This window comes from Bradyrhizobium viridifuturi, assembly GCF_001238275.1.
Classification (GTDB): Bacteria; Pseudomonadota; Alphaproteobacteria; order Rhizobiales; family Xanthobacteraceae; genus Bradyrhizobium; species Bradyrhizobium viridifuturi.
In genome coordinates this window covers 37,699-47,879 of the sequence record NZ_LGTB01000060.1, presented here as the reverse complement: position 1 = coordinate 47,879, position 10,181 = coordinate 37,699, and the positions used below count along the sequence as shown (strand labels likewise).

11 protein-coding genes and 1 pseudogene are annotated in these 10,181 nt (G+C 64.6%); 4 read left to right on the top strand and 8 right to left on the bottom strand.

Features of this window, described 5'->3' with window-relative positions; genetic code table 11:
* From ALC15_RS37490 to ALC15_RS37475, 4 genes and pseudogenes are all read right to left on the bottom strand, one after another.
* Nucleotides 1-127: pseudogene (locus tag ALC15_RS37490) on the bottom strand (protocatechuate 3,4-dioxygenase subunit beta); the annotation flags it as partial.
* A 37-nt stretch (nt 128-164) separates the two neighbouring features.
* Nucleotides 165-704, bottom strand: coding sequence for a 4-hydroxylaminobenzoate lyase (locus ALC15_RS37485; protein ID WP_050631620.1), 540 nt, complete (start codon nt 702-704; stop codon nt 165-167).
* Between the two features lie 14 nt (nt 705-718).
* A complete protein-coding gene (locus tag ALC15_RS37480) occupies nt 719-1,447 on the bottom strand; it encodes a nitroreductase (RefSeq protein WP_050631619.1) in 729 nt (242 codons plus the stop codon).
* Nucleotides 1,423-2,655, bottom strand: a complete 1,233-nt coding sequence (locus ALC15_RS37475) for an ABC transporter substrate-binding protein (protein WP_050631628.1) — start codon at nt 2,653-2,655, stop codon at nt 1,423-1,425. The genes ALC15_RS37480 and ALC15_RS37475 overlap by 25 nt, the downstream gene beginning before the upstream one ends.
* A gap of 228 nt (nt 2,656-2,883) precedes the next feature.
* On the opposite strand from ALC15_RS37475, the gene ALC15_RS37470 reads away from it, so the two are divergent.
* On the top strand, nt 2,884-3,861 hold the full coding sequence (locus ALC15_RS37470; protein WP_050631618.1) for a LysR family transcriptional regulator: 978 nt from the start codon (nt 2,884-2,886) through the stop codon (nt 3,859-3,861).
* 27 nt (nt 3,862-3,888) lie between these two features.
* On the opposite strand, the gene ALC15_RS37465 is transcribed toward ALC15_RS37470, so the two are convergent.
* Nucleotides 3,889-5,073 carry an ABC transporter substrate-binding protein gene (locus ALC15_RS37465; RefSeq protein WP_050631617.1) on the bottom strand — a complete coding sequence of 395 codons (1,185 nt, stop codon included), beginning with the start codon at nt 5,071-5,073 and terminating at the stop codon, nt 3,889-3,891.
* A gap of 214 nt (nt 5,074-5,287) precedes the next feature.
* Here ALC15_RS37465 and ALC15_RS37460 point away from each other — a divergent pair, with 214 nt between their 5' ends.
* On the top strand, nt 5,288-5,878 hold the full coding sequence (locus ALC15_RS37460; protein ID WP_157860975.1) for a MarR family winged helix-turn-helix transcriptional regulator: 591 nt from the start codon (nt 5,288-5,290) through the stop codon (nt 5,876-5,878).
* Nucleotides 5,879-5,895: 17 nt separating this feature from the next.
* Here the strand turns inward: ALC15_RS37460 and ALC15_RS37455 are convergent, their stop codons facing one another.
* The 3 genes from ALC15_RS37455 to ALC15_RS37445 all read right to left on the bottom strand — a co-directional run bounded on the left by ALC15_RS37455 (nt 5,896) and on the right by ALC15_RS37445 (nt 8,782).
* A complete protein-coding gene (locus tag ALC15_RS37455; RefSeq protein ID WP_050631615.1) occupies nt 5,896-7,134 on the bottom strand; it encodes an NAD(P)/FAD-dependent oxidoreductase in 1,239 nt (412 codons plus the stop codon).
* Entirely contained in the window at nt 7,131-7,487 is a 357-nt protein-coding gene (locus ALC15_RS37450; protein WP_050631614.1) for a non-heme iron oxygenase ferredoxin subunit, read from the bottom strand. The genes ALC15_RS37455 and ALC15_RS37450 overlap by 4 nt, the downstream gene beginning before the upstream one ends.
* A gap of 71 nt (nt 7,488-7,558) precedes the next feature.
* On the bottom strand, nt 7,559-8,782 hold the full coding sequence (locus ALC15_RS37445; RefSeq protein ID WP_050631613.1) for a Rieske 2Fe-2S domain-containing protein: 1,224 nt from the start codon (nt 8,780-8,782) through the stop codon (nt 7,559-7,561).
* A gap of 102 nt (nt 8,783-8,884) precedes the next feature.
* Between ALC15_RS37445 and ALC15_RS37440 the strand changes: the two genes are divergently transcribed.
* Both ALC15_RS37440 and ALC15_RS43770 read left to right on the top strand, forming a co-directional pair.
* Nucleotides 8,885-9,760, top strand: coding sequence for an SDR family NAD(P)-dependent oxidoreductase (locus ALC15_RS37440; RefSeq protein ID WP_050631612.1), 876 nt, complete (start codon nt 8,885-8,887; stop codon nt 9,758-9,760).
* A gap of 14 nt (nt 9,761-9,774) precedes the next feature.
* Nucleotides 9,775-10,089, top strand: a complete 315-nt coding sequence (locus ALC15_RS43770; RefSeq protein ID WP_128089698.1) for a cupin domain-containing protein — start codon at nt 9,775-9,777, stop codon at nt 10,087-10,089.
* Nucleotides 10,090-10,181 lie beyond the last annotated feature (92 nt).

The following is a 10,181-nucleotide window of genomic DNA, read 5'->3' as shown; positions in this document are numbered from 1 at the left end:
GCTCCGAGAGCGTATGCCGCATCGGGATCAACGGCTTTTGCGGCGCGCGCTTCACGGTGGAGCGATAGTCCGGCGACAGCCGCGCGGGATGGATGCGGTTCGAAGCGACCGGATAGATCAACGTCATGTGCTTGCTCCAGGCAGATTGGCGCATGTGCCCGGCGTCAGACCGGCGCCTTGAAATCATACGAAATGCGGCCGGCCGGCAGATAGAACAGCGCAATGACCGCGCCGCCTCTGACTTCCGGATAATGCCGGCTGCCGGGATCCGGCGCGGTCCAGCCGGGTCCTTGCCAGCCCTGCAGCCCCTTCAACTCGGCGCCCTTGTCGAGGGGAACGACGAGATTGAGTTCGCCATAGGGGTGACCGTGATACTGCCCGCGCAACACGTCATGATCGTCGTCGTCCTTGAAACGGCGTGGATCGGCGCTGTTCATGTAGACCGCGGTGATGCTGAACTGGAACGTCTCAGGGACCGGCTCGAGGATGCGGCTACGCCGATAGTTCGGGCCCTCGACCTCCTGGTTCGCGGCCCAGCCCTCCTCGACTCCCGTTTTGATGAGGCGAGCGAGATCCTGATAGAGCGCGCTCGTCTCTCCATACGTCTCGTTGAGCCAGCGCTCCATCGCCGCGCTCGGCGTCATGTCCTTGACTTCGCGCAGAAACGGAATGCTACGTTCGATCAGCTGTTCACGGCTTCCCATGGCTTTCTCCTGTTCTAATCTTCGAATCCCTTGAAGGAGACGAATGCCTCCAGATCTGCGCGCGGCATCAGCCGCGCCCTCCCGCGCTCCCTCGGGTGACCCACCGAGATTCCGCAGGCGACCATCTGCTCGGCCGGGATCGACAACGCCGGACGCAAGATCCGGTGATACTTCGCGAAAGTTTCCTGCGGACAGGATTGCAGCCCGCGTCCGACCGCCGCCAGCATCACGTTCTGGATGAACATGCCGAGATCGAGCCAGCTTCCCATCGCGAGGCGGCGATCGATGGTGATGATCAGCCCAACGGGTGCGCCGAAGAAGCCGAAGTTCTTCGCGGTCTGCCTGCTCCGCGCCGCGGCGTCGCTTTGCGCGATACCGAGCGAGCCATAGAACAAGCGCCCGAACTCCTGGCGGCGGCCGAGATATGGCTCGGGAAACTCGCTGGCGTAGTATTGATATTCGGAGACGTGCTCGCTCGGCTCCGTCTCAAACGCGTGCAGCAGCGCAGCCGACACTTCGGCCTTGGCGGTGCCCGCGAGCACATAGACGTGCCAAGGCTGGATGTTGGCGCCGCTCGGCGCGAACCGCGCCACGCGCAGGATCTGCTCGATGGTCGCGCGCGCGACCGGGCTGCCCGAGAACTCGCGGCACGAGAGCCGGCTCGCGATCACCTCGTCGATCGGATTGTGCGCAACGCCGCGCGTAGCGTCCGGTTCGATCACGACTTCTTCACAAGCGGACATCCGCCGTCCTCCATCGGTCTGAAGGCTTCTTCGCCGGGGATCGTGGCCAGGAGCTGGTAGTAGTCGAACTGGTACTTCGACTCCTCGGGAGACTTGACGCGGAACAGATACATGTCGCGAATCAGCCGGCCATCCTGACGGATCTTGCCGTCGCGGGTCATGAAATCGTTGACCGGCAGTTCCCGCATCTTGGCGGCCACGGTCGGCCCATCGAGCGTGCCTGCAGCTTCGACTGCCTTGAGATAGTGCATGACGGCGCCATAGGTCCCGGCATGGATCATGGTCGGCACCTTCTTGGTCTTCTCGATGAAGCGCTTCGACCATGCCCGCGTCTCGTCGTTAAAGTCCCAATAGAACGCCGAGCTGAGCATCAGGCCTTGCGCGCTTTGCAGCCCGAGGCTGTGAATGTCGGCGATGAAGACGATCAGGCCGGCAAGCTTCTGGGTGCGCGTCACTCCGAATTCGCCCGCCTGCTTGACGGCGTTGATGAAATCACCGCCGGCATCGGCCAGCGCGATCACGTCCGCCTTGGAGGCTTGCGCCTGCAACAGGAACGACGAGAAATCGGGCGTGTTGATCGGATGCTTCACCGCGCCGAGCACCTTGCCGCCGGTGGCATCGATCACCTTGCGGCTGTCAGCCTCGAGCTGCGCGCCGAGCGAGTAGTCAGCCGAAAGGAAGAACCAGGACTTGGCGCCGAGCCGCGAGATCGCCTTGGTCGCGCCCTGCGACAGCGCGTAAGTGTCGTAGGTCCAATGGATGCCGGTCGGCGAGCACTCGTCGCCCGTCAGGCGGGACGTCGCCGCGCCGGTAGCGAGGAAGAGCTTCTTCTTGTCGCGGGTGATGCCCTGCACCGCCAGCGCGACGGCGGAATTCGGGACGTCCAGGATCGCCTCGACGTTGTCGTTCTCCAGCCACCGCCGGGCGATCGCTGCGCCGATGTCGGCCTTGTTCTGATGATCCCCCGCGATGATCTCGATCGGGCGCCCGAGCACCCTGCCCTTGAAATCGTCCACCGCCATCTGCGCCGCAACGACCGATCCCTGACCGCCGTTATCGGCGTAGAGCGACGACATGTCGGTCAGCACACCGAGCCTGACCGGCCCGTTCTGGGCAATCGCAGGTGCTGCGAGCATCGCGAGCGCCAGCACCAATCCGAGCGACCTGCACGCACCACCCTGGTTCGATTTCACCGAGGCATTGATCATGTTGTTTCCTCCCAACCCGGCGGCCGCACTCTTGGCCAGAACACGGGATTGCGGAAGTGAAAGTCTTGCAGGGTGATCCTGAACCGGCTTCAGAACGCCGACGGCGGCAAAGCGGCAACCTGCCCCGGAAAATCCGGCCGGTTGCATCAGCCGGGCGCCTGGCCTTAACTGCGTGCGATCGCAAATTTCCGCACAGGCGCGCGATCCGCTACCGACGGGACTCTCATCGTGTCCGTTTCGTTCAAGACATTGGACCTGAACCTGCTCAAGGTGTTCGACGCCGTGATGGAGGAGCGCAGCGTGCTGCGCGCCAGCCAGAAAGTCGCACTGAGCCAGTCTGCGGTGAGCCACTCGCTGGCACGGCTGCGCGAGATGCTGGATGACGAGCTGTTTGTCCGCACCGCGACCGGCATGCAGCCGACGGCGCGCGCGTTGACGATGGCGCCGCAGGTTCGCCAGGCGCTGCGGTCGCTCGAGACGGCCGTCGAGCTGCCGACCTTCGTACCGGCGAAATCCACCAAGCTGTTTACGCTGGCCGCCAACGACTTCACCACGATGGTGTTGGCGCCGCCGCTGTTGAAAATTCTCGGCCGCGAGGCTCCGGCGATCGATCTCACGATCAAGCCGGTGACGCGGATCGATCTGGCAGAGCAGATCGACCTCGGCCGCATCGACGTTGCGATCGGCGTGTTCTCGTCGCCGCCGAGCCGCTTCCACACCGCCCTGCTATTTGAATATGACGACGTGCTGATCGTCGGCAAGAAGCGCAAGCTCGGCCGGCTCGACAACGCGAAGCTCGCCAACCTGCCGCTGGTTGTCGTCTCGTTTGGCGGCGAGCAGGAGGGCGCGATCGGCGGCTTCATCTCCGAGCGCGGGCTTGCCCGCCGTTCGGAGATGTACGACCGCCCCGCGCTGGAACGGGCGCTGTCCGACAGCGACCGGCCGCCGCGGATCGCGGTCTCGCTGCCGCACTTCCTCGCACTGCCTGCGTTGCTGATCGATTCCGAACTCGCCGCGATCGTTCCGCGGCCACTGGCGCGGGCGCTCGAGGCGGCGCACGCGATCACGGCCCATGAACTGCCCTACACCACGACGCCCGTGGAAGTCCGGCTGCTGTGGCACGAACGCGTCGAGGGCGAGCCGTCGCACGAATGGCTTCACGAGGTGCTCCGGCGCGCCACCGAGGAACTGAGGCGCGGCCGCTAGCAGCCGCACGCGATCCTCGGCCCACCCTCATTGCGCGGCCATGGCGCCGGACATCGGAACCCAGCGTTCGCCATCAAAACGCTGCGGCCGCAGCGATGTGATCAGGCGATAATCGTCCGGGCTGCTGTTGACCGTGATGCCCGGGATCAGGCCGGGGAGCGCGAGGTTCTTCAGCGCGGTGGCCTGCTTCATGATGTTCTGCCGGGACAGATCGTCGCCGCAGGCCTCAATGACCTTGGTCATCAGCACGGCGACATTCCAGCCGGTGAAGTTGAGCTGATCCTCGATATCGCCCTCGGGATAGTACTTCTTCATGAAAGCCAGCCACTCCAGATAGGCGGGATCGTTGGCCCATTCGGGATCGCCGACCGACTTGGTCGGTGTCGCCGAGATCGCACCCTTGGCGTTTTCGAGCCCGGCCGGCTTGAGGATGGTCGGCACGAAGTTGCTGCCGATCGGCAGGAACTGCTGTGCATGCCAACCGAGCTCGCCCGCCTTGCGGATCGCCTGCGAGGTGAACTTGCCGGTCGACGCATTGAGAAAGATGTTGGCGTTGGTGCTGGCCAGCGAGACCACCTGCGAATCGACCGTCGGCGATGTGACCTCGTAGGGCGACGCCGCGACAATCTCGGCCTTGGGATCGAGCCGGGCCAGCTCGGCCTTGAAGCTGCGGAGATATTCCCGGCCGTAGTCGTCGTTCTGGTACAGCACGGCGACGCGCGAAGCGGGCGTGTGCTCGGCCACCAGCCGCGCGTAGATCGCGGCCTCGGTGCTGAACAGCGTCATGCCCGAAATGGTGTAGGGGCTGGTCTTCGGGTCGGCGAAGCGCGCGCTCGCCGCGAACACGAACAGCTGCGGGATCTTCTTGCCGTTGAGATATTTCTGCACCGCGGCGTTCTGCGCGGTGCCCATGCTGCCGAAGATCGCGACCGCCTCGTCATTCTCGATCAGCCGGCGCGTCTGCTCCACGGCCTTCGGCGGGCTATAGCCGTCGTCGAGCGAGATCAGCTTGATCTTGTGACCGTTGATGCCGCCACGATCGTTGATCATCTGGAAATAGCGGGTCTGCACCTTGCCGACCGCACTCAGCGCCGATGCCGGCCCGCTATAGGGCATGGTTTGCCCGAGAATCAGTTCAGTCTCGGCCGCCCGGGCCGAGACGCAAGCAGCGACCAAGGCCGCAAACGTGACGATCGCGCGAAGTCCGCGCATGTACTCCTCCCCTGTTTTCTTACCTGGAATATTCTTCTCAGGAAGATAATTGTCAACCGCGACGAAAGTCCGCAAATGGCCGCTTCGCGGAGTGACGTCCCCGGCGCGCAGCTATGCCGGGAACTTGCAAGGCGACACGATGATGTGGCGGTGTTAGATTGCTGCGATGCATGGTGCCGGCGCCTTGGCGCGGGACGAAGGGGACTGGAAGGGAATGAAGAAGAGCAGCGTGTCACGCCGCACCGAACCTGCGATCAAGCAGCCGACGACACCCGACAGCACCCTCTACGACGACATCGAGGCGGCGTGGCTGGAACAGCGTCCCGACCTCGACCTCGCCGCCGCCTGCACATTGCTGCGGCTGGAGCGCGTCAACCAGCTGCACGAAATGCGCCTGCAGGCGATCGCGAAGGCCGTCGGGCTGCAGACCGGCGAGCTTTACGTCTTGCTGGCGCTCAGGCGCTCGGGAAAGCCGTACGAGTTGCGCCCAACCGACCTGTTCCGCGCGCTTCTCGTCACGTCGGGTGCCATGACCAAGCGCGTGGCGCGGCTCCAGGAAGGCGGCTTCGTGCTGCGCGTCTCCGCCAGCGATGATGGCCGCTCGGAGCTGGTCCGCCTGACCGCCAAGGGTCTTGCGGCTGCCGACCGCGGTATTGCCGAGGTCGCGAGAGTGGTCGAGGGCGTGACCGAGGCCAGCGGGCTGACCAAGGCGGAGCTCGCGATGCTCGACCGCTGCCTGCGCAAGCTCCTTGCCGTCCGATCCGTGAAGGCGACGAAGAAGTCCAGCCGGCTTGCAGCGGATTAGCAGCGGCGCCGGTGGCACTACGCGACGGCCTTGCTGCCCGTCTTCAGGAGCGATCTGAGATCGCTCGAGCTGTCTGCCACCTGCTCGGGCGCCGGCGTTATCCCGGCCGCGATCAGCCGCCGCGCCACCATCTGATCGGCGGGATTGTTGATGCTGTCGACCGCGACCAGCTTGCCCTGCCGATAGTTGAACATGGAGAACCGGCCGGATTCGATCTCGCCGCGGATCTCGGTCCGGTCGCAGCGCGAAGCGAGCCCGACGATCTGGAGCTTGAGATCGTGCTGATCCGACCAGAACCGCGGCACGCTGTCGTACGGCTCATAGCGGTCGGCGATCGCGAGACCGACAACCCGTCCCTGGTCCTGCGCGTGCTGGACCGACTCCAGCCTGATCCAGCCCTCCGCGAACCGGCTGTAGTGATTGGCGCAGTCGCCGGCGGCGTAGATGCCCGGGCATGCCGTCCGGCCGTGCGCATCCACCACGATGCCGTTGGCGCATTCGAGGCCCGCGGCAGCGGCGAGCTCGTCATTGGCGATGCCGCCAATCCCGACGACGACAAGGTCCGCGGGAAGATGGATGCTTCCGGCCAGCTCGACCGCAGCAACCCGCCCACTCGTTCCGATCAATGCCGAGACCGCTGTGCCGAACTTCACCGCAACGCCCGCCGAGGTATGAACGTCGAGCAGGAAACGCGACACTGCCGGAGACACGGCCCGTTCGAGCAATCGCGACGCCGCCTCGATCACCGTCACCCGTTTGCCGAGCCTGGATGCCGAGGACGCGACCTCGAGCCCGATGAAGCCGCCGCCAATGATCACGATCTCGCGGGCCTCGCCGAGCCGCGCCCTGAGATCGGCGGCTTCGGCGATCGACCTGATATAGCAGACCCCGTCGAGCTCGGCGCCGGAGACCGCGATCCTCCGTGCGCGCGAGCCGGTAGCGATGACGAGATTGTCGAAGCCGAGCGCCGCGCCTCCGTTCAACACTACCTGGCCGGCGTTGCGATCGATCTCGACAACGCGGTGGCCCAGACGCAGATCGATTCGGTTGTCGGCGAAGACGGCCTCGTCGTGCATCAGGAGGCCCTGCGCGCCGATCTCGCCGAGCAGAAAATCCTTTGACAGCGGCGGCCGCTGATAGGGCAGTGCGTTCTCATCGGCGATCACGGTCACCGGCTCGGTATAGCCCGCATCACGCGCGGTGAGCGCTGCCTGGATGCCGGCATAGGAGGCGCCAATGACGACGAGGCCACTCACAGTTTGACGCCCGCACTGCTTTCGCCGGCGGCTTCCAGGGCAGCGCCGCCGTCGAGCTGCACATAGACCTCGCCATCGCGGATCTCGACCTTGAATGCCGCGATATCCTTATAGGCGCTCGACCGGCATTTGCCGTCGCGCACGTCGAACATCGCGCCGTGCAGCGGACATTCGATCACGTGACCTTCGAGGAAGCCCGTCGAGAGCAACGCGAACGCGTGCGAGCAGACGTCGTCGGTTGCGAAGATATCGTCGCCGAACTTGTAGAGCGCGACGCGCCGCTCGCCCACCCTGAAGCCTAGCGGCTCCCCTTCCGATAGTTTCGCGGCAGCGCAGAGATGGTGCCAGTTCATGTGAAATCGTCTCCGGACCAAGGCTGAGACATGGGCGCGGACGTTACGTCCGCGCCCGGCTTGCGATCCGATCAGCGGGGAATCTGCCGCCAATCCTCGGCGGCGGAGGCGAGGCGGCCGCCGACTGCGCGGATGTCCTTGTAGGACATGGTCTCGCTCTGGCCACTCTTCGGCGGCTTGCCGGCCATGAAGCCGCGCACCTCGTCGAGCAGCTGGCGGCGCACCCTGACGATCGCCTGGTCCGCCGAACAGAGATACTCCTGCGAGCGGTCGACGATCGGACCCATGCTGACCATGACCACAAAATCCTCGATGACGATCTCGTGGAATCCGGTGCTGTTGCCGGCATCCATGATCTGGCGGTTCTGCCCCCAATTGTTGGATTGATCGCCCGGCAGGCCGCCGGCCATCGGCCACTGGTTGGCGCGCTGCACCTTGCGCCAGGAATCCACCGGCTTCTCGGGATTGTAGAAGATGTACCACTGGATCAGGTTCTCGTCGTCGATCGGCACCGCGATGATCGCGGTGCGATCCTGCTGCGGCCCGGAATAGATCGGCGCGATCAAGCCGTAATAGGGCATCACGAACTCGGTGACGCGGGCGAGGCACGATCCGTCCGGTCCGGTGCGCAACGCCGCGGCGCGGAAGCCGTAGGCCTTCTTCTCGAACTCGTAGCCCACTTCAGTGTTGACGCGCGTCGCGCCAAAATCGGTCGACGAGGTCGCGGTCCAGCTTTGGTGCAGCAGCGCGACATGCGAGGAATCGATGGTCGCCTCGACGCCCTGCAGCCAGTTTGCATTGAGCTCGATGCCGGCCGTGTAGACCTGGTCCGGCGGCAAATCCATCCATTCGAAGTCGGGCGCAGGCGGCGCCGTGCCCGCGCCGAGCCAGACCCAGATCAGGCCGGCGCCTTCGCGCACCGGATAGGATTTCGCCCTGACCGTCTTGGCGAATTCCCTGGGATTGTTCGGCTCGTTGGGAACGTCCAGCACCTCGCCATCGGCCTTGATCTTCCAGCCGTGGAACAGGCAGGTCAGCGAGCAATCGTCGACCCGTGCCAGCGCCAGCGAGGCGCCGCGATGGGGACAGGCCTCGTCGAGGAAACCGACGGTGCCGTCGTTGCCCCTGAACGCGACGAAGTTGCGCCCGAACAGCTTGACGCGAACCGGCGCCTCGCCCTTGCGCACGCGCACCGAGAGCACAGCCGGCAGCCAGTAATGCTGGCGCAGCATCCGTCCCATCGGCGCGTCACCCGTGACGCGGCACAGCAATTCGTTCTCTTCCCTGGTGACCATCGCGAAACCTCCCTGTTGACGCCTTCAACGCTCCCGACCTAATATCTTCCTAGGAAGATTATTGTCAAGATACCTTCCAGAGAAGCCATATCGGGAGATCGCATGACCAAGGGACGCCTCGAGGATCGCATTGCACTGGTGACGGGAGGAAGCCGCGGGGTCGGCAAGGGTGTGGCGATCGGCCTTGCCGAATCCGGCGCGACCGTGATCGTCACGGCACGGACGCGCAATAGCGGCGGATCGGAATGGCCAGGTTCGCTCGACGAGACCATTGCCGCGATCGACGAGGCCGGCGGCCGCGGCATCGGCGTGCTGTGCGATCATTCCGACGATGGTTCGGTGAAGGAGGTCTTCGACCTGATCCGGCGCGACCACGGACGGCTCGACGTGCTCGTCAACAACGTGTTCGCGGCGCCGAACGTGATGCCGGTGAATGTGCCGTTCTGGCAGGTGCCGGCCTCGCTATGGGACACCATGCACCGCGTCGGCCTGCGTTCGCATTTTATCGCCAGCCAGTTCGCTGTGCCGCTGATGCTACCGCAAGGGCGTGGCCTGATCGTCAACACGTCATCAGGCGGCGGCATCCGCTACACCTTCAACGTGCCGTTCGGCGTGCAGAAATCTGGCGTCGATCGCATGGCGCGCGACATGGCGCACGAGCTGCAGCCATTCGGCATTGCCGCGGTCTCGATCTGGCCCGGCTACATCAAGAGCGAGAAGCTTGCGGCGCAGCCCGACCGCGTGCCGCCGGCTCTCGCCAGGCTAATTACGGAACGCGGCGAAACGCCGGTGTTCGCCGGACGCGCCGTGGCTGCGCTCGCTGGCGATCCCAACATGATGGCTAAGAGCGGCCAAATCCTGCTCGCCTCGGAGTTGGCGGCCGAATACGGCTTTACCGATGTCGACGGAAAGGTCCCGCCGGCGCCAAGCCGCGATCCGGCGCCGCTTTCGGTGTTCAAGCCGAACATCATGCCCTGAGGAAGAAGCAACCCATGCGCGTCGCGATCGAAGCATTGGCCCCATTTGCGGGACGAGACCGGCAGCGGCTATCGCTCGCAATCTTCACCGGCTTCGCCTGCGCGGTCTCGATCGCGAAAACTTTGCCGCTGGCGATGAGCGTGACATCAGCATTTCCAGCGCCGCTGTGCGCCGAGATCTCGTCGTTCACGTCAGCGCTGAACAAGGTCGAGGTGATTTCGTCGTATGCCCTGCCTGACGTCCCAGGCAAGCGGGTCACGGTGGTGCCGCGTCAGCCATGGGCCGGGCGGAGTTCAAGAGCACGGATGATTGGGAAAATTATCGGTTGAACCCGATAGATTCTCCCAGTGCTGCTCAGCATGCTTATTTTGCTGTACGGTGGGCTCGATCGATTTGATTTCATCAACAATGCCCAACAGCG

Excerpts from the sequence above, each read along its gene's own strand:
- ALC15_RS37465 (WP_050631617.1), bottom strand. The coding sequence starts at position 5,073 with ATGCGCGGACTTCGCGCGATCGTCACGTTTGCGGCCTTGGTCGCTGCT.
- ALC15_RS37460 (WP_157860975.1), top strand. The coding sequence starts at position 5,288 with ATGAAGAAGAGCAGCGTGTCACGCCGCACCGAACCTGCGATCAAGCAG.
- ALC15_RS43770 (WP_128089698.1), top strand. The coding sequence starts at position 9,775 with ATGCGCGTCGCGATCGAAGCATTGGCCCCATTTGCGGGACGAGACCGG.
- ALC15_RS37445 (WP_050631613.1), bottom strand. The coding sequence starts at position 8,782 with ATGGTCACCAGGGAAGAGAACGAATTGCTGTGCCGCGTCACGGGTGAC.
- ALC15_RS37450 (WP_050631614.1), bottom strand. The coding sequence starts at position 7,487 with ATGAACTGGCACCATCTCTGCGCTGCCGCGAAACTATCGGAAGGGGAG.
- ALC15_RS37485 (WP_050631620.1), bottom strand. The coding sequence starts at position 704 with ATGGGAAGCCGTGAACAGCTGATCGAACGTAGCATTCCGTTTCTGCGC.
- ALC15_RS37475 (WP_050631628.1), bottom strand. The coding sequence starts at position 2,655 with ATGATCAATGCCTCGGTGAAATCGAACCAGGGTGGTGCGTGCAGGTCG.
- ALC15_RS37440 (WP_050631612.1), top strand. The coding sequence starts at position 8,885 with ATGACCAAGGGACGCCTCGAGGATCGCATTGCACTGGTGACGGGAGGA.
- ALC15_RS37480 (WP_050631619.1), bottom strand. The coding sequence starts at position 1,447 with ATGTCCGCTTGTGAAGAAGTCGTGATCGAACCGGACGCTACGCGCGGC.